Source organism: Pseudomonas sp. Yb2C2 (assembly GCF_052112325.1).
GTDB lineage: Bacteria > Pseudomonadota > Gammaproteobacteria > Pseudomonadales > Pseudomonadaceae > Aquipseudomonas > Aquipseudomonas marginalis.
In genome coordinates, this window is sequence record NZ_JAVAJK010000012.1 from 58,481 (window position 1) to 76,117 (window position 17,637).

Sequence of the window (17,637 nt, forward strand, 5' to 3'; positions counted from 1 at the left end):
CGCAGGTTGATCACATGAAAAGCCCCGACTGGTTCGGGGCTTTTTTATGGGCGACGGGATTTGAGACCGCAACCGCATTTGCGTGAGACGAAAACGCAATATCAACGCGCACCCTCATCGCCGCGAGGTTTAGGCAGGATGGCCAGGAAGTTGTCCCTCGCCACTTTGTGGGCAACGTCCTCAGGCAATGCATCCAGGAAGACATCAAAGCGGTGCATTTCCTCACCCAGCTTGTTGAAACGCCCGACGACATCCGAACCCAGCATAAAGCGCTCCGGGAAGCGCTCCACCAGCGTTACCCACTCCGGCCGAGGCTTGCCCCCATCATCCAGCAAGTACGGCGTGAGCATGCTCCAGGACAGGTCGATATACAGGTTGGGGTAAGCCTCGAGCATACGGTTCAAGGTGGGCAGCAAAAAGTCCATTTGCACCTGGTGGCGGTGAATTTCCTTGCTGGTGCCGGCGTGAGCCCAGATAAAGCGGGTGTGCGGGTGGTTGCGCAGCGGCTCTTCCACTTCGGCGAGGTACAGCGGGTTACGCTCGCGCTTGGAGGTGATGTTGGAGTGCAGCATCACCGGCAAGTCGTTTTCCGCCGCCAGGTGATAGATGCGCGTCATGGCCTCGTTGTTGGCGCGCGGGGTATCCCCCGATGTGAGGGCGGTAAGGTCGTCGTGACGGGTAAACACTTCACCGATGCCCTGCCACAGCCCCGGGTTGAGGTCGAGCATGCGCTGGATATGGGCATCCGAATTCTTGTCATTGGGGTTGAAGCCGGACAGAAATGGATGAAAGTGCTGGCGCTGTTCAGGTGTCAGTTTATTTACCGCTGCGGCAACAATCACGTCCGTGGCGCTGTACCAATAGGCATCAGCGTCATCACCGGTGTAGTAGCGCGGGCGCTTGGGCTCGTCTTCGTGCCATTTCTTTGCGACGGGAATGCCGGAAATCATGACATGCTCGATGCGATTTTCTGCCATCGCCTTGAGCAACGTGTCCATCCCCGCCGTTTCCTGGAAGAAATCCACGTAATGCAGGTGGGCATCGCTGTAGGCATAGTCGCGAGCCTGCGCGGCAAGACTGTTGGCGGCGAGCAACAGGGCGAGACTCAAGCGGGTCCAGGGCACGGTATAACCTCGATAAGGGCGAATACCGGTAGACCTTGCGTGTCGTACCGGGGTTCAGCCGGCAAAAAAATGTGGAACACCCCCGTGCCAGCATGCTCTATAACTGCATGACCTTCCTTCTGCCACCCCGTGAGGTTTGCCATGCCTGTTACCGTCAATACGCTGAACGCCGACAACTTCCGCCACAGCGTCAATATCAATAACCACGAGCTGTTTACCGACCTGCCCAAGAGCCTGGGTGGTGACGACTCGGCGCCCTCCCCCCACGATTACTTCGACGCCGCGCTGGCATCGTGCAAGGCGCTGACCGTCAAGCTCTATGCCCAGAAAAAAGACATCCCCCTGACCGGCGTGACCGTGGAAGTCACCCACGACGCCAGCGAAGAGCAAAAGGGCAAATACAGGCTCAACGTCAAGCTGACGCTCAAGGGCGTACTCACCGACGAACAGCGCGACGAGCTGCACCGTGTGGCCGATCGCTGCCCGGTACACAAGCTGATGACCACCGCCGAGGTCACCATCGAAACCCGCCTCTCTGAAGGCGCGTTCAGCCAATAGCGGCAACCTCCCGTCGAGCGGGTTATGCTCATTACCCTACAACCCGCTCAGACTGGGACGCACCATGACCACCCTCACCGTGATCCGCCCACGCCCCGAAGATGTCGAAGGCCAGCCGATCCTGCGCCCGCTGCCCTCGCGGGAATGTCGCAGCGTCGGGCCCTTTGTGTTTTTCGACCATATGCTGCCTACCCGCTATGCACCGGGCAGCGGCATGAACATCCGCCAGCACCCGCATATCGGCCTGTCCACCCTCACCTATCTGTTCGAAGGCGCACTGCAGCACAAGGACAGCCTGGGGTCGGATCAAGTGGTAGAGGCCGGTGATGTGAGCTGGATGACTGCAGGCGGTGCAATCGCCCATGTCGAGCGCACACCCGAGGCACTCAAGGCCCACGGTTTCAGCATGCATGGCCTGCAAGTGTGGCTGGCGTCGCCCAAGGACCACGAAGCGGGGCCGGGACACTACAGCCATCACCCTGCAGCGAGCCTGCCGGTGAGTGACAACCTAGGCGTGCGGATTCGCCTGATCGCCGGCAGTGGCTTCTGCCTCAAATCACCGGTGCCGGTGCTGTCGCCTACGTTGTATGCAGATGTACACATGCAAACGGCCACGACCCTGCTGATTCCTGACGAGCACGAGGAACGCGCGGTGTATGTGCTGGAGGGTGAAGCCCAGTTGGAGGGTGAGCGGCTTGAGGTGCACAGCCTGGTGGTATTGCCGGCCGGGCAGGCAATGACCCTGTTCGCCGAGAGCGATTGCCAGTTGGTGGTGTTTGGCGGAGCACCGCTGGATGGGCCACGGCGGATCAATTGGAATTTTGTCGCGAGCGATCCGTTGAAGATCGAGCAGGCCAGGCAACGCTGGGCCGCTGGGGATTGGCCGACGGTGCCGGGTGAAACTGAAAGAATTGAGTTGCCGGTGAGATAGCTATCGGGGGCAAGCCCCCGATGACGCCGGAACAGGCGCTGAAGATTCAGCCCTTGAACACTTCATCCAGCAAGTTATGCATCGACCGGAACGCCCGTGCAGCGGTCTTGGCGTCATACATCATCTTGCCCGGCACATTGGCATCCGGGTCAGTGAAGGAATGCACCGCACCGCCGTAACTCAGCAATTGCCAATCCACGCCGGCCGCGTTCATTTCATCTTCGAACGCCGGCAGTTGCTCTTTCGGCACCAACGGGTCGGAAGCACCGTGCAGTACCAGCACTGGACCCTTGATGTTTTTCGCGTCTGCCGGGTTCGGCGTGTCGAGGGTACCGTGGAACGATACGGCAGCCTTCAATGGCGCACCGGTACGTGCCAGCTCCAGGGAGCAGCAACCGCCGAAGCAGAAACCAAAGGTGGCCAGCTTCGAGGTGTCCACTGCCGCTTCGGTCTGGCCCTGCAGCTGCTCAAGGGCAGCCTGCATGCGTTTGTTCAGCAACGGGCGATCATTCTTCAACGGCATCATTGCGGCGCCGGCTTCATCGCCATTCGACGGGCGCACGGTTTGCCCGTAGAGGTCGGCGATCAGCACCACGTAGCCCTTGGCGGCAACGCTCTTGGCGATCTCCTCGGCACCCGCACTCACCCCCATCCAGTTCGGCGCCATCAGCAGGCCGGGCAGCGGGTTCTTTTGGCTGGCATCGAACGCCAGGCGGCTTTCATAAGACTGGCCATCAATCTGATAGACCACGGAACGCACAGTGACTTGGCTCATCATTTTCTCCAGTTGAAGATCACTAGAACGGAAATAGGCTGTAGGTGCGAGCTTGCTCGCGAAGAACCTCAACGATCACGCGGGCAACCTGACACCCAGCGCCGCCCGCAGTTTTTTCGCGAGCAAGCTCGCTCCTACAAACGAAAAAACCCGCCGAAGCGGGTTTTTCTACAACGGTATCAAACCGACAGTTCAACCAACAGCTTGTTCAGTCGGCGCACGTAGGCGGCCGGGTCCTTGAGGCTGTCGCCAGCGGCCAGGGCCGCCTGGTCGAAAAGGATGTGGGACAGGTCGCCAAAGCGCTCTTCGCTCTGCTCGCCGTCGAGTTTCTCGATCAACGGGTGAGCCGGGTTGAATTCGAAGATCGGCTTGGAGTCCGGGACCTTCTGGCCGCTGGCTTCGAGGATCTGGCGCATCTGCATGCCCAGGTCCTGCTCGCCGATGGCCAGGATCGCCGGGGAATCGGTCAGACGGTGGGAAACCCGCACTTCGCTGACGGCATCGCCCAGGGACGCCTTGATCCGCTCAACCAGGCCTTCTTTGGCCTTGGCGACCTCCTCGGCTTCTTTCTTCTCTTCCTCGGAGTCCAGGTTACCCAGGTCCAGGTCGCCACGGGCCACGTCGACAAAGGATTTGCCGTCGAACTCGTTGAGGTAGCTCATCAGCCACTCATCGATACGGTCGGTCAGCAGCAGCACTTCGATGCCTTTCTTACGGAAGACTTCCAGGTGCGGGCTGTTCTTGACCTGTGCGTAGGTTTCGCCGGTGAGGTAGTAAATCTTGTCCTGGCCTTCCTTGGCACGTGCCAGGTACTCGGCCAGGGACACCACCTGCTCGCCCTCTTCACCCTGGGTGGAAGCAAAGCGCAGCAGACCGGCGATTTTTTCCTTGTTGGCAAAATCTTCCGCCGGGCCTTCTTTCATGACCTGGCCGAAGTTTTTCCAGAAACCCTTGTATTGCTCTGGCTCGTTCTTCGCCAGTTTTTCCAGCATGTCGAGTACGCGCTTGGTCAGCGCCGACTTCATGGAATCGATGATCGGGTCTTTTTGCAGGATTTCCCGCGACACGTTCAGCGACAGGTCATTGGAGTCGACCACACCCTTGATAAAGCGCAGGTACAGCGGCAGGAACGACTCCGCCTGGTCCATCACGAACACGCGCTGCACGTAGAGCTTCAGGCCTTTTGGCGCTTCACGCTGGTACAGGTCGAACGGCGCACGGGCCGGCACGTAGAGCAGCGAGCTGTATTCCAGCTTGCCTTCGACCTTGTTATGGCTCCAGCTCAGCGGGTTTTCGTAGTCGTGGCCGATATGCTTGTAGAACTCCTGGTATTCCTCGTCCTTGATCTCGGTACGCGGACGGGTCCACAGGGCACTGGCGCGGTTGACGGTTTCCCATTCCTGGGCAGGCTTCTCTTCACCTTCGGCAGCCGCTTGTTCTTTCGGCAGCTCGATCGGCAAGGCAATATGGTCGGAGTACTTCTTGATGATATTGCGCAGGCGCCAGCCGTCGGCGAACTCGTCTTCACCGGATTTGAGGTGCAGGACGATGCGGGTACCACGGTCAGCCTTGTCGATGGTGGCGATTTCAAATTCGCCCTCGCCCTTGGAAGCCCAGTGCACGCCTTCGCTGGCGTCAAGGCCGGCACGACGGCTGAACACTTCAACCTTGTCGGCCACGATGAAGGCCGAGTAGAAGCCCACACCGAACTGGCCGATCAGGTGCGAATCTTTCTTCTGGTCGCCGGACAGGTTTTTCATGAAGTCGGCGGTACCGGATTTGGCGATGGTCCCCAGGTGGGTGATCGCATCTTCACGGCTCATGCCGATACCGTTGTCTTCGAGGGTGACGGTATTGGCGTCTTTGTCGAAGCTCACACGGATTTTCAGTTCCGCGCCGCCTTCCAGCAGTTCAGGCTTGGACAGGGCTTCGAAACGTAATTTGTCGACAGCGTCAGAGGCGTTCGAGATCAATTCGCGAAGGAAGATTTCCTTGTTGGAATACAGCGAATGGATCATGAGGTGCAGCAGTTGCTTCACCTCGGTCTGGAAGCCCAGGGTTTCCTTTTGAGTTTCCACACTCATGGTCATCAAACTCCAATTGGATGGCAGTGGCCGCGCCCTGAAGGGTTGGCGGCGGGTTGTCATCAAAGTTGGGGGCTAAGAGCAGGATTTCAAGGGCGGACCACGTCCTCGATCTTGAAATGCGCACGGGCGGTGGCGATGGGCTCGGCGGCGGTGGTTTGCCAGGCGGTGATCGCCACATTCGCCACCCGTCGGCCCTGGCGCCACACCTGGCATTTGGCGTAAGTGTCGCGAAACTGGCCGGCGCGCAGGTAATCGAGGGAGAAATCGATGATTTTCGGGAGGCCCGGCGCTCCGGTAAACACCAGCAGGTGCAACGCCGCTGCCAGTTCCATGAAGCCGGCAATCACCCCGCCGTGAAGCGCCGGCAATATGGGGTTACCAATATTGTCCTTGTGGGCCGGCAGGCGAAACAGCAATTCATCCCCCAGCCGGGTGCATTCGATACCGATCAGTTTGGCGTAGGGGATCAGGTCCAGCAGCGCCTCGTAGTTGCCGCGCTGATGAGCCTGTTCCAGGCGGGTCTTGAATCGATGGGTCATGCCTGCTCTCCCTTGATCGCGCGCCCCAACCCGTGGGTGCCCTTGAGACGCTTGCCCATGCGCATGAAAGTGCCCACCACATGGGCGATGGGTTGTTGCGGATCGTCCTGGTAGGCAAAACCACGGGTAAAGATCACATCGGTGGTCACCCGGTAGCATTGGGCGAAACCATATACCGGCTTATGCGGCTCGGCGGGATGCATATAGTCGACACGCAGGCCCAGGGTCGGGCACACCTCGAACTCCGGCAGGACACACAGGGTGGCCATGCCGCAGGCAGTGTCCATCAAGGATATCAAAGCGCCACCATGGATCACGCCGGTCTGGGGGTCACCCACCAACTGCGGGGCGTAAGGCATGGCCAACGTGATGCCCTCCTCGCTGGCATGATGAACGCTGATACCCAGCACCTGACAATGGCGCAAGGCCGAGACAAAGCGCGTCGCGCGCTCTAACAAGGGATTTTCGGTCATTCGTTGCAGACTCTTATTAGTGTTGATGGGCGAAATAGACGGTGCAGGCGAAAGTTCCTTTGAGGTCGTTGTTTATATATCTGTGGAATAAAAGGAACTAATGCTGAACGGCCATGCTCGAAAGGCCAGTAGATATCTTCACTAAGGAGAAACACCCCATGCGTAAGACTTTAGCTATTTCCATGATGTTGGCCGCTGCCCTCGGTCTCGCTGCTTGCGACAAGAAATCCGAAGACAAAGCCCAAGATGCCGCAGCGCATTCTGAGCAAGCTCAAAAAGACATGGCGAAAGCTCAGGATAAAGTGAACGACGCTGCGAAAGAAAACGCCGATGCTGCCAAAGCTCAGGCTGAATCGAACGAAGCCGCCGCAAAAGAAGCAGCACCAGCTACCCCTGCCACCGGTTCCTGATACCGCTGCATGAAATAGCTTCGCTGCAATAAAAAGAAAGCCCGCTTATAGAGCGGGCTTTACTTTGCCTGTTGTTTTTAACTCAGCGCGTCACGCATTAAATCTCCTCTTTGGCGGGCTCAGGCATCGGTGTATCCGTCTGCGTATACACCATCACTTGCAGTACGTCGGAATGAAACTCCCGGCGATACAACACAAACACCACCCCGGCACTCATCAACATGAACAACCAGGGGCTGACGAACCACGCCAGCATGGTCATGCCGAAGTAATAAGAACGCAGGCCAAAGTTGAACTGGTTGGCGGCCATGGAGATCACCCGCGCCGCACGCAGGGCAAACGCCTTGCGCTCCTGCTCCGACACATGCCGTTCACCGATCATCGGTGCCGACCCGACCAGCACCGCGGCAAAGTTGTACTGGCGCATGCACCAACTGAAGGTGAAGAAGGCATACACGAAGACCAGCGCCAGGCAGAGCAGCTTGATCTCCGACATGCCCTGGGAGGCCTGCTGCACCATGGGTATGTCCGCCAGCAATGACACCGCCCGCTCGGAAGCCCCCAGCACCGTGAGAATGCCGGCGAGGATGATCAAGGTGCTGGAGGCGAAGAATGAGGCATTACGCTCCAGGTTGCCGATCACGCTGGCGTCGGCGATGCGGTTGTCACGCAGCAGCATGCGGCGCATCCAGTCCTCGCGATACAAATGCAGCACACTGGCCAGGCACGCGGTGTCTCGGGCTTTCCAGGTGGCATAACGGGTGTAGCCGCCCCAGCACAGGATGAACCAGAGGGCGGCAAGCAGGTGGATCTGATTGGCTTCGACGAACGACATGCGGGTCCTTGCAGAAAGAAGATTGAGAAACTTTTTGCGTCTGTTCGACGTTAGCGCAAAGAAAAAGACACTGCCTTGCGCTCAAAAAAAATGCCCCGTATCGATTGATACGAGGCATTTCCGTACTGCATGAAACCCGCTTGTTATGCGATGGCTTCGCTGCGCTTACCCAGCATGCGATCAATGACGACCGCCACAACCAGCGTCATCACCGACGGCACCAGCCACGCCAGGCCTTGCTCGCTCAGCGGCAGGTTCGCCAGCTGCGAAGGCATCCAGCCTGCCAGGCCTGCGCCCTTGAGCGCGTCGATGCAACCAAAGATGAACGACACCAGCATCACCGGCCCGACGATACGGCCCTGTTCCTGCCAGAAGTCTTTGCAGAAGCTCAAGGCCACCAGCACGATGCACGGCGGGTAGATCGCGGTGAGTACCGGGATCGAGAACGCAATCAGCTTGGTCAGGCCCAGGTTCGACACGAACAGCGAGAACAGCGCCAGGATCACTACCAGGGTCTTGTAGGACAGCGGCAGGATTTTGCTGAAGTACTCGGCACATGCGCAGGTCAGGCCGACGGCAGTGACCAGGCATGCCAGGGAGATCAATACAGCCAGGAACCCACTGCCCAGGGAACCGAAGGTGTGCTGAACATAAGCGTGCAGCACTGCGGCGCCATTGGCAGCGCCGGCAGCGACTTCATGGCTGCCCGACCCGAGGCGGAACAGGCTGACATACACCAGCGCCAAACCGACGCCGGCAATCAACCCGGCAATGATCGCGTAGCGGGTGATCAGCTTGGGCGATTCGACACCACGGGAACGGATCGCATTGACGATCACAATGCCAAACACCAGCGCCCCCAGGGTATCCATGGTCAGGTAGCCATTGATAAAGCCCTGGGAAAACGGTGCGGCGACGTATTCCGGGGTGGCGACACCCACCTCACCTGCCGGCAGGGCAAACGCGGCAATGCCGAGGATGGCCAGGGCGATGATCTTCAGCGGCGCCAGGAAGCGACCCACGGTGTCCAGCAGTCGGCCTGGGTACAGGGAGACAAAGAACACCACCAGGAAATACACCGAGCTGTAGAGGAACAGCGCCAGCGGGCTTTCGCCGGTCAGCGGCGCCAGGCCCACTTCAAACGACACGGTCGCGGTACGCGGGGTGGCGAACAGCGGCCCTACCGCCAGATACGCCGCCGCCGCGAGCAGGCCACCGGCGATCTTGCCGATCGGGCTGCTCAGCGCGTCCATGCCGCCACCGACCTTGGCCAGGGCGATCACGGTGACCACCGGCAGGCCAACGGCGGTGATCAGGAAGCCCAGCGCCGCCATCCAGACATGAGGCCCGGACTGCAAACCAACGATAGGCGGGAAGATGATGTTGCCGGCGCCCACGAACAGGGCGAAGGTCATGAAGCCCAACGCCAGGATGTCCTGGCTTTTCAACACTTTCATTTGAGGAAATACCACACTACTGAATCGGAATTTAGAGAGGGATTCCCTATGGATGAGGGAAATGCTGCCGGCCCTTATGGGCACCGACCGGTCTAGCGCGCAGCTTCCTTTTGGGAGGCGGACGCATAAAGAGGCGGCTAGGGTACAGAGTTAGCCTGACAAACGCACTGTTGCGGGGCGTACTGTCCGATAAGCGACATCTCGATGTCGCGTTTTCATACTTAATTTGGCAATACAAACAAAATTGTGGGAGGGGGCTTGCTCCCGATAGCGGTGCGTCAGTCCCACATCAGCTGGCTGATGCACTGCAATCGAGGGCAAGCCCCCTCCCACATTTGAATCGTCAACAATCTGCAGAATGCACAAAGGCCACCCGAAGGTGGCCTTTGCTGGTAAAGCGTCAGCTAAGCGCGAGGCTTACTTGACAGCCCAACCGGTCAGCTCGGCCAAGGCCTTGCCGATGTCTGCCAGCGAACGCACGGTTTTAACGCCTGCGTCTTGCAGTGCAGCGAATTTCTCGTCTGCAGTGCCTTTGCCGCCAGAGATGATTGCGCCAGCATGGCCCATGCGCTTGCCCGCAGGGGCAGTCACACCAGCGATGTAGGAAACAACCGGCTTGGTCACGTGTGCCTTGATGTAGGCAGCCGCTTCTTCTTCAGCCGAACCGCCGATCTCACCGATCATCACGATCGCTTCGGTCTTCGGGTCTTCCTGGAACAGCTTCAGGATATCGATGAAGTTGGAGCCCGGGATCGGGTCACCGCCGATGCCGACGCAAGTCGACTGACCGAAACCGGCGTCAGTAGTTTGCTTCACAGCTTCGTAGGTCAGGGTGCCGGAACGGGAAACGATACCGACTTTACCTGGCAAGTGAATGTGACCTGGCATGATGCCGATCTTGCATTCGCCTGGAGTGATCACGCCTGGGCAGTTAGGGCCGATCAGGACTACGCCCAGCTCGTCGCACTTAACTTTAGCGTCCAGCATGTCCAGGGTAGGAATGCCTTCGGTGATGCACACGATCAGCTTGATGCCGCCGAATGCCGCTTCCAGGATCGAGTCCTTGCAGAAAGGAGCTGGAACGTAGATCACGCTGGCGGTGGCGCCAGTGGCAGCTACAGCGTCTTTCACGGTGTTGAACACTGGCAGGCCCAGGTGCTCGGTGCCGCCTTTGCCCGGGGTTACGCCGCCAACCATCTTGGTGCCGTATTCGATGGCTTGCTGGGTGTGGAAACTACCTTGCGAACCGGTAATACCCTGGCAGATAACTTTGGTGTCTTTATTGATCAGGACGCTCATTATTTGCCCTCCGCAGCTTTGACAACTTGTTGAGCAGCGTCGGTCAGGCTGGTAGCCGCGATGATGTTCAAACCGCTTTCTGCCAGTACTTTAGCGCCCAGTTCAGCGTTGTTGCCTTCAAGGCGAACAACAACCGGGATTTTAACGCCGACTTCTTTCACTGCGCCGATGATGCCTTCGGCAATCATGTCGCAACGAACGATGCCGCCGAAGATGTTGACCAGTACTGCAGCGACGTTGGAGTCGGACAGGATGATCTTGAAGGCTTCGGTTACGCGTTCCTTGGTAGCACCACCGCCCACGTCGAGGAAGTTGGCTGGTTTGCCGCCATGCAGGTTGACGATGTCCATGGTACCCATGGCCAGGCCGGCACCGTTGACCATGCAACCGATGTTACCTTCCAGGGCTACGTAGTTCAGTTCGAACTTGGCAGCGTGCGCTTCGCGCGGATCGTCTTGCGACGGATCGTGGAAAGTCTTCAGCTTAGGCTGACGGTACATGGCGTTGGCGTCGATGTTGATCTTCGCGTCGAGGCAGTGCAGATCGCCGTCAGCCTTGATCACCAGCGGGTTCACTTCCAGCAGGGCCAGATCGTGATCCTGGAACAGTTTGGCCAGACCTACGAAGATCTTGGCGAACTGGGCAACTTGCTTGCCTTCCAGGCCCAGCTGGAAAGCCAGCTCGCGACCCTGGAATGGCTGGGCGCCAACCAGTGGGTCGATAGTGGCTTTCAGAATTTTTTCTGGGGTTTCGTGAGCGATCTTCTCGATGTCCACGCCACCTTCGGTGGAAGCCATGAACACGATGCGACGGCTCGAACGGTCAACGACAGCGCCCAGGTACAGCTCTTTAGCGATATCAGTGCACGATTCAACCAGGATCTTGGTGACTGGCTGGCCATTGGCATCAGTCTGGTAAGTCACCAGACGCTTGCCCAGCCACTGCTGTGCGAAGGCCTTGGCGTCTTCTTTGCTGCGAACCAGCTTAACGCCGCCCGCTTTACCGCGACCACCAGCGTGGACCTGGGCTTTGACAACCCACTCGGTGCCGCCGATTTTGTCGCAAGCTTCTGCTGCTGCTTCCGGGGTGTCTACTGCGTAGCCCTTGGAAACTGGCAGGCCGTATTCAGCGAACAGCTGCTTACCCTGATACTCGTGAAGATTCATGCTTTTTACCGTCTTCGTTAGGTACTGCGCATTCGGCGCTGCGCTCATTATGAGTGCCGCGCCACCTGTGACTGCTGCTTGCGCAACTTGCGGGGCTCAAGGCCCGTAAAGCTGCGCAAGACTGCGTCCAGCGGATATTCCGCGGTGAGTCTTGCGCGCAAGGCTCACGACGGGCAACTCCGCCGTGGTTTCTTATTATCTCGCTTAGCGCTTCTTCTTGTTGGCGATGTGGATGGCATGGCCATTCACTGCCAACGCGGCTTCGTGCAGCGCTTCGGACAGGGTCGGATGGGAGAAGACCATCATGCCGATGTCCTCGGCACTGGTGCCGAATTCCATACCGATCGCGCCCTGCTGAACCAGTTCTGCTGCGCCTGGGCCAATCACGTGGACGCCCAATACGCGGTCAGTCTTGGCATCAGCGATGACTTTGACAAAACCACCGGTGTCGTTGGCTGCCATGGCACGGCCAGAAGCGGCGAACGGGAAGGTGCCGACGTTAACTTCAACGCCTTCAGCTTTCAACTGCTGTTCGTTCTTGCCGACCCATGCAATTTCCGGGTGGGTGTAGATAACCGATGGGATCAGGTCGTAGTTCATCTGGGTCTTGTGACCCTTGATGCGCTCGACAACCATGATGCCTTCTTCGGAAGCCTTGTGCGCGAGCATCATGCCGCGAACCACGTCGCCAATGGCGTAGACGCCCGGAACGGTGGTAGCGCAGTGATCGTCAACGTGGATGAAGCCACGCTCGTCGATGTTCACGCCGCTGTCGGAAGCCAGCAGGTCGGTGGTCACTGGACGGCGACCAACGGCCACGATCAGCTTGTCGAAAGTGATGGTCTGTTCGCCATCCTTGTCGGTGTAGGTCACGACGACTTCTTCGCCATTAACCTTAGAGCCGGTCACGCGAGCGCCCAGCTTGATGTCCAGACCTTGTTTGGTCAGGGTTTTCAGCGCTTCCTTGGACACTGCGGTGTCGGCAGCCAGCAGGAACGTGTCCAGGGCTTCCAGCACGGTCACTTCGGAACCCAGGCGGGACCAGACCGAACCCAGTTCCAGGCCGATGACGCCAGCGCCGATCACGCCCAGGCGCTTAGGCACGGCCTGGAATTCCAGGGCGCCGGTCGAATCAACGATCACGTTCTGGTCAACCGGAGCCGGTGGAATGTCGATTGGACGCGAACCTGGGGCCAGGATCACGTTCTCGGCTTCGATGATTTCTACCGAGCCGTCCGGCTTGGTGATTTCAACTTTCTTGCCGGCCAGCAGTTTGCCGTGGCCTTGCAGGGAAGTCACGCCGTTGGCCTTGAACAAGGTCGCAACGCCGGAAGTCAGGCCTTTAACGATGTTGGCTTTACGGCCGACCATTGCTGGCACGTCCATGGTCACGCCGGCATGGTTGATGCCGTGGATCGCGAAGCCGTCCTGGGCTTCGTGGAATTTCCAGGAGCTGTCCAGCAGCGCCTTGGAAGGAATGCAACCGACGTTCAGGCAAGTACCGCCCAGTGCCAGTTTGCCTTCCTTGTCGGTGTATTTTTCAATGCAAGCAGTCGAGAGGCCCAGTTGTGCGGCCTTGATGGCGGCAACGTAGCCGCCAGGACCCGCACCAATCACTACAACGTCAAATTTCTGCGACATGAAAATAGTTCCTCTATTTAGCAGCAAGCTTTCAAGCCGCAAGCCCCAAGCCCAACTGCCTTATCCGGCAATCTGTCACTTGAGACCTGCAGCTGCTTCTATCAGATATCCAGCAGCAGACGAGCCGGGTCTTCCAGCAGGTTCTTGATGGTCACCAGGAAAGTCACGGCTTCTTTACCATCGATCAGGCGGTGATCGTAAGACAGCGCCAGGTACATCATTGGGCGGATCACGACTTGGCCGTTGATGGCCATCGGACGCTGGATGATGTTGTGCATGCCCAGGATCGCGGCTTGTGGCGGGTTAACGATCGGCGTCGACATCATCGAACCGAAGGTACCACCGTTGGTGATGGTGAAGGTACCACCGGTCATCTCGTCGATGGTCAGCTTGCCGTCACGGGCTTTCTTGCCGAAGCCGGCGATGCCGCCTTCGATTTCGGCCAGGCTCATCAGTTCGGCGTTACGCAGGACCGGAACCACCAGGCCACGGTCGCTGGACACGGCAACGCCGACGTCTGCATAACCGTGGTAAACGATGTCGCCGCCGTCGATGGAAGCGTTGACTGCCGGGAAGCGTTTCAGCGCTTCGGTGGCCGCTTTCACGAAGAACGACATGAAGCCCAGGCGCACGCCGTTGTGGGACTTCTCGAACAGATCCTTGTACTTCGAACGCAGGGCCATGACTTCGGTCATGTCGACTTCGTTGAAAGTGGTCAGCATCGCCATGTTCGACTGTGCTTCAACCAGGCGCTTGGCCACGGTGGCACGCACGCGGGTCATCGGTACACGCTTCTCGGTGCGGTCGCCGGCAGCGAACACAGGCGCAGCGGCAGCCGGGGCAGCAGCCTTGGCAGGCGCGGCAGCCGGAGCGTTTTTCTTGGCTTCAACAGCAGCGACCACATCTTCCTTGGTCACACGGCCGTCTTTGCCGGTGCCTTTGATGGAAGCCAGGTTGATGCCGTTTTCTTCGGCCAACTGGCGAGCAGCCGGTGCAGCGATTGGATCTTCGCCACCCGCAGCCGGAGCGGCAGCAGGTGCCGAGGCAGCGGCCGGTGCAGCAGCGGCAGCAGGAGCAGCGGCAGCGCTGCCCTCTTCGATCGAGCCGAGTACCTGGTTCGACAGAACGGTAGCGCCCTCTTCGGCAACGATTGCGCCCAGCACGCCGTCAGCTTCGGCCAACACTTCCAGCACGACTTTGTCGGTCTCGATGTCGACGATCAGGTCGTCACGCTTGACGGCCTCACCTGGTTTCTTGTGCCAGGTGGCAACGGTGCCATCGGCAACCGATTCCGGGAATGACGGGGCTTTGATTTCGATAGCCATTATCTGTGGGTCCTTAAAATTCGGTTTCAGTCAGCGCGAAGGCGTTAAACAGTGAAAGCATCTTGCAGCAGTTTTTCCTGCTGCTCGGCGTGCATCGACGCATAACCACACGCAGGTGCAGCGGAAGCATCACGGCCGGCGTATTCCAGGCCCAGGGCCTTGTTGTGGTTACCGATGCTGCGGCGCAGGTGATGCTGGCTGCTGTACCAAGCGCCCTGGTTCATCGGTTCTTCCTGACACCACACCACATTGGTGAGGTTGGTGTAAGGCGCGATGATCTCCATGAGGTCATCTTCCGGGAACGGGTAAAGCTGCTCGATACGCACGATGGCGATGTCTTCGCGGCCTTCGGCACGGCGTTTTTCCAGCAGGTCGTAGTAGACCTTGCCGCTGCACAGGATCAGGCGAGTGACCTTGGCCGCGTCCAGCGTATCGATCTCTGGAATCACGGTCTGGAACGAACCATCCGCCAGATCTTCCAGGGTCGAGATGGCCAATTTGTGACGCAGCAGCGATTTCGGGGTCAGCACTACCAGCGGCTTGCGCAGCGGGCGGATCACCTGGCGACGCAGCAAGTGGTAGATCTGCGCCGGGGTGGTCGGCACGCACACCTGGATGTTGTGCTCGGCGCACAGCTGCAGGTAACGCTCCAGACGGGCCGAGGAGTGCTCCGGCCCCTGACCTTCATAACCGTGTGGCAGCAGCATGGTCAGACCGCACAGACGGCCCCACTTGTGCTCGCCGCTGGTGATGAACTGGTCGATAACCACCTGGGCACCGTTGGCGAAGTCGCCGAACTGGGCTTCCCAGATCACCAGCGCCTGCGGCGTGGTGGTCGAGTAACCGTATTCGAACGCCAGTACGGCTTCTTCGGACAGGAACGAATCGTACAGGTCGAAACGCGGCTGGCCTTCGTACAGGTTCTGCAGCGGGATGTAGGTGCCCGCGTCTTTCTGGTTGTGCAGTACCGCGTGACGGTGCGAGAACGTACCACGGCCGATGTCCTGGCCGGTCATGCGGATCGGGTGACCTTCGAACGCCAGGGTCGCGTACGCCATGGTTTCGGCATAACCCCAGTTGATCGGCAGGCCGCCGGCTTGCATCTTCTGACGGTCTTCGTAGATCTTCGCAACCTGGCGCTGCACCACGAAGCCATCCGGGATTTCCAGCAGCTTGGCGGACAGTTCCTGCAGGGTCTTCAGATCGAACGAGGTGTCGTGACGCGCCGTCCAGGTGTGACCCAGGTACGGACGCCAGTCAACGAACAGCTCTTTGTTCGGCTCCTTGACCAGGCTTTTTACGACATGCAGACCATTGTCCAGCGCGTTGCGGTATTCATCGATCTTCGCCTGAACCCGTTCATCGTCAACGATACCGGCCTTGGTCAGGCTTTCGGCATACAGCTCACGGGTGGTGCGCTGCTTGGTGATCTGCTGGTACATCAACGGCTGGGTGCCGCTTGGCTCGTCGGCTTCGTTGTGACCGCGACGGCGGTAGCAAACCAGGTCGATCACCACGTCACGCTTGAACTGCATGCGGTAGTCGACAGCCAGTTGGGTCACGAACAGCACGGCTTCCGGATCATCGCCATTCACATGGAGGATCGGCGCCTGGATCATCTTGGCAACGTCGGTGGCGTACTCGGTGGAACGCGCATCCAACGGGTTGCTGATGGTGAAGCCAACCTGGTTGTTGATGACGATGTGAACGGTACCGCCGGTCTTGAAGCCGCGGGTCTGCGACATCTGGAACGTTTCCAGGACCACGCCTTGACCGGCGAATGCCGCGTCACCGTGGATGGAAATCGGCAGGACCTTTTCACCGGTAGTGTCGTTACGACGATCCTGGCGAGCACGGACCGAACCCTCGACCACTGGAGAAACGATTTCCAGGTGGGATGGGTTGAACGCCATGGCCAGGTGAACTTCACCGCCGGTGGTCATCACGTTGGACGAGAAGCCCTGGTGGTATTTAACGTCACCGGAACCCAGCTCGACCTTCTTCTTGCCTTCGAACTCGTCGAACAGCTCACGCGGGTTCTTGCCGAAGGTGTTGACCAACACGTTCAGGCGACCACGGTGGGCCATGCCGATCACGATTTCCTTGGTGCCGTAGGAACCGGAACGCTGGATCAGCTCGTCGAGCATCGGAATCAGGCTCTCGCCGCCTTCCAGGCCGAAACGCTTGGTGCCCGGGTATTTGGTACCCAGGTATTTTTCCAGGCCCTCGGCTGCGGTCACGCGCTCAAGCAGGTGGCTGCGCACGTCGGCGGACAATACCGGACGGCCACGCACGCCTTCCAGGCGATGCTGGAACCAGTGGCGTTGCTCGGAATCGGTGATGTGCGTGAACTCGGCGCCGATGGTGCGGCAATATGTCTGCTGCAACGCTTCGTGAATTTCGCGTAGGCTCGCTTCCTCTTTGCCGATGAACAGGTCGCCGGCACGGAAGGTCGTATCAAGATCGGCATTGGTCAAGCCGTAATGATTGATCGACAGGTCTGCAGGTGCAGGACGCTGCCAGAGCCCCAGCGGGTCAAGCTGGGCCGCCTGGTGGCCACGCATCCGGTAGGCCTGGATCAGTCGCAGTACTTCAACTTGCTTCTTCTCGTGCTCACTGCTCACGCTGCCGGCGGAAACCGGCTGGGCGCGGCGCTGGTTCTTTGCCAGCAGCACGAACTGATCGCGAATTGTTGCGTGCGATACATCGGTGGCAGCGTTGCCGTCTGAAGACAACGTCTGAAATTTGGTGCGCCATTCTTCTGGCACAGCGTTAGGGTCGTGCAGGTAGAGCTCATAAAGCTCTTCCACATAGGCAGCGTTACCACCTGAAAGATAGCCGCTGTTCCACATGCGCTGCATCACGCTTTCTTGCATGCTTGGTCACCCTCGATTTGGGGACACCACCGGCGAAAACACCGAGTTTGCTTGCAAAAGGCCAAGTGCAGCGACCAAAACAAGCCACTTAGGATCACGCTGATAGTTCGGGTACCAACCCGAATGCCCCTGCTTGTCTCA

At 59.0% G+C, this 17,637-nt stretch carries 15 protein-coding genes; 3 read left to right on the forward strand and 12 right to left on the reverse strand.

The genetic code is table 11. From position 1 onward, the window contains the following. Window positions 1-101: 101 nt before the first annotated feature. Window positions 102-1,124, reverse strand: coding sequence for an amidohydrolase family protein (locus tag Q8X51_RS17835; protein WP_407694049.1), 1,023 nt, complete (start codon window positions 1,122-1,124; stop codon window positions 102-104). Between the two features lie 141 nt (window positions 1,125-1,265). On the opposite strand from Q8X51_RS17835, the gene Q8X51_RS17840 reads away from it, so the two are divergent. Together Q8X51_RS17840 and Q8X51_RS17845 are read left to right on the forward strand one after the other, a co-directional pair. Continuing rightward, a complete protein-coding gene (locus Q8X51_RS17840) occupies window positions 1,266-1,682 on the forward strand; it encodes an OsmC family protein (RefSeq protein WP_065924497.1) in 417 nt (138 codons plus the stop codon). 64 nt (window positions 1,683-1,746) lie between these two features. Further along, window positions 1,747-2,613 (forward strand): pirin family protein, encoded by an 867-nt coding sequence (locus Q8X51_RS17845; protein ID WP_065947273.1) that lies wholly within the window; start codon window positions 1,747-1,749, stop codon window positions 2,611-2,613. A gap of 46 nt (window positions 2,614-2,659) precedes the next feature. On the opposite strand, the gene Q8X51_RS17850 is transcribed toward Q8X51_RS17845, so the two are convergent. The 4 genes from Q8X51_RS17850 to Q8X51_RS17865 form a co-directional block, all read right to left on the reverse strand. After that, window positions 2,660-3,388, reverse strand: coding sequence for a dienelactone hydrolase family protein (locus tag Q8X51_RS17850; protein WP_065924495.1), 729 nt, complete (start codon window positions 3,386-3,388; stop codon window positions 2,660-2,662). A gap of 179 nt (window positions 3,389-3,567) precedes the next feature. Further along, a complete protein-coding gene (gene htpG / locus Q8X51_RS17855) occupies window positions 3,568-5,472 on the reverse strand; it encodes a molecular chaperone HtpG (RefSeq protein WP_065947272.1) in 1,905 nt (634 codons plus the stop codon). A gap of 89 nt (window positions 5,473-5,561) precedes the next feature. After that, a complete protein-coding gene (locus Q8X51_RS17860) occupies window positions 5,562-6,014 on the reverse strand; it encodes a PaaI family thioesterase (RefSeq protein ID WP_065924493.1) in 453 nt (150 codons plus the stop codon). Further along, window positions 6,011-6,487 carry a PaaI family thioesterase gene (locus tag Q8X51_RS17865; protein WP_407694048.1) on the reverse strand — a complete coding sequence of 159 codons (477 nt, stop codon included), beginning with the start codon at window positions 6,485-6,487 and terminating at the stop codon, window positions 6,011-6,013. The genes Q8X51_RS17860 and Q8X51_RS17865 overlap by 4 nt, the downstream gene beginning before the upstream one ends. A gap of 158 nt (window positions 6,488-6,645) precedes the next feature. Here Q8X51_RS17865 and Q8X51_RS17870 point away from each other — a divergent pair, with 158 nt between their 5' ends. Continuing rightward, window positions 6,646-6,897 (forward strand): hypothetical protein, encoded by a 252-nt coding sequence (locus Q8X51_RS17870; protein WP_010211724.1) that lies wholly within the window; start codon window positions 6,646-6,648, stop codon window positions 6,895-6,897. 97 nt (window positions 6,898-6,994) lie between these two features. On the opposite strand, the gene Q8X51_RS17875 is transcribed toward Q8X51_RS17870, so the two are convergent. The 7 genes from Q8X51_RS17875 to Q8X51_RS17905 form a co-directional block, all read right to left on the reverse strand. Continuing rightward, a complete protein-coding gene (locus Q8X51_RS17875; RefSeq protein ID WP_027607062.1) occupies window positions 6,995-7,732 on the reverse strand; it encodes a DUF599 domain-containing protein in 738 nt (245 codons plus the stop codon). Window positions 7,733-7,875: 143 nt separating this feature from the next. Beyond that, complete coding sequence (brnQ, locus tag Q8X51_RS17880) at window positions 7,876-9,189, reverse strand: branched-chain amino acid transport system II carrier protein (protein ID WP_065924491.1); 1,314 nt, start codon at window positions 9,187-9,189, stop codon at window positions 7,876-7,878. A gap of 417 nt (window positions 9,190-9,606) precedes the next feature. Next, entirely contained in the window at window positions 9,607-10,488 is an 882-nt protein-coding gene (gene sucD / locus Q8X51_RS17885) for a succinate--CoA ligase subunit alpha (RefSeq protein WP_003172813.1), read from the reverse strand. Further along, window positions 10,488-11,654 carry an ADP-forming succinate--CoA ligase subunit beta gene (sucC, locus tag Q8X51_RS17890; protein WP_003233235.1) on the reverse strand — a complete coding sequence of 389 codons (1,167 nt, stop codon included), beginning with the start codon at window positions 11,652-11,654 and terminating at the stop codon, window positions 10,488-10,490. Before sucC ends, sucD begins: the two co-directional genes overlap by 1 nt. Window positions 11,655-11,858: 204 nt before the next feature. Then, on the reverse strand, window positions 11,859-13,295 hold the full coding sequence (gene lpdA, locus Q8X51_RS17895; RefSeq protein ID WP_065924490.1) for a dihydrolipoyl dehydrogenase: 1,437 nt from the start codon (window positions 13,293-13,295) through the stop codon (window positions 11,859-11,861). A gap of 101 nt (window positions 13,296-13,396) precedes the next feature. Then, window positions 13,397-14,620 carry a 2-oxoglutarate dehydrogenase complex dihydrolipoyllysine-residue succinyltransferase gene (gene odhB, locus Q8X51_RS17900; protein ID WP_065924489.1) on the reverse strand — a complete coding sequence of 408 codons (1,224 nt, stop codon included), beginning with the start codon at window positions 14,618-14,620 and terminating at the stop codon, window positions 13,397-13,399. A 44-nt stretch (window positions 14,621-14,664) separates the two neighbouring features. Beyond that, a complete protein-coding gene (locus tag Q8X51_RS17905) occupies window positions 14,665-17,496 on the reverse strand; it encodes a 2-oxoglutarate dehydrogenase E1 component (RefSeq protein ID WP_065924488.1) in 2,832 nt (943 codons plus the stop codon). Window positions 17,497-17,637: the final 141 nt, after the last annotated feature.

Bases quoted from the DNA above. Each gene is read 5' to 3' on its own strand.
- Q8X51_RS17840 (WP_065924497.1), top strand. From the start codon at position 1,266: ATGCCTGTTACCGTCAATACGCTGAACGCCGACAACTTCCGCCACAGC.
- Q8X51_RS17845 (WP_065947273.1), top strand. From the start codon at position 1,747: ATGACCACCCTCACCGTGATCCGCCCACGCCCCGAAGATGTCGAAGGC.
- Q8X51_RS17850 (WP_065924495.1), bottom strand. From the start codon at position 3,388: ATGAGCCAAGTCACTGTGCGTTCCGTGGTCTATCAGATTGATGGCCAG.
- htpG (WP_065947272.1), bottom strand. From the start codon at position 5,472: ATGAGTGTGGAAACTCAAAAGGAAACCCTGGGCTTCCAGACCGAGGTG.
- Q8X51_RS17860 (WP_065924493.1), bottom strand. From the start codon at position 6,014: ATGACCCATCGATTCAAGACCCGCCTGGAACAGGCTCATCAGCGCGGC.
- Q8X51_RS17865 (WP_407694048.1), bottom strand. From the start codon at position 6,487: ATGACCGAAAATCCCTTGTTAGAGCGCGCGACGCGCTTTGTCTCGGCC.
- Q8X51_RS17870 (WP_010211724.1), top strand. From the start codon at position 6,646: ATGCGTAAGACTTTAGCTATTTCCATGATGTTGGCCGCTGCCCTCGGT.
- Q8X51_RS17875 (WP_027607062.1), bottom strand. From the start codon at position 7,732: ATGTCGTTCGTCGAAGCCAATCAGATCCACCTGCTTGCCGCCCTCTGG.
- brnQ (WP_065924491.1), bottom strand. From the start codon at position 9,189: ATGAAAGTGTTGAAAAGCCAGGACATCCTGGCGTTGGGCTTCATGACC.
- sucD (WP_003172813.1), bottom strand. From the start codon at position 10,488: ATGAGCGTCCTGATCAATAAAGACACCAAAGTTATCTGCCAGGGTATT.
- sucC (WP_003233235.1), bottom strand. From the start codon at position 11,654: ATGAATCTTCACGAGTATCAGGGTAAGCAGCTGTTCGCTGAATACGGC.
- lpdA (WP_065924490.1), bottom strand. From the start codon at position 13,295: ATGTCGCAGAAATTTGACGTTGTAGTGATTGGTGCGGGTCCTGGCGGC.
- odhB (WP_065924489.1), bottom strand. From the start codon at position 14,620: ATGGCTATCGAAATCAAAGCCCCGTCATTCCCGGAATCGGTTGCCGAT.
- Q8X51_RS17905 (WP_065924488.1), bottom strand. From the start codon at position 17,496: ATGCAAGAAAGCGTGATGCAGCGCATGTGGAACAGCGGCTATCTTTCA.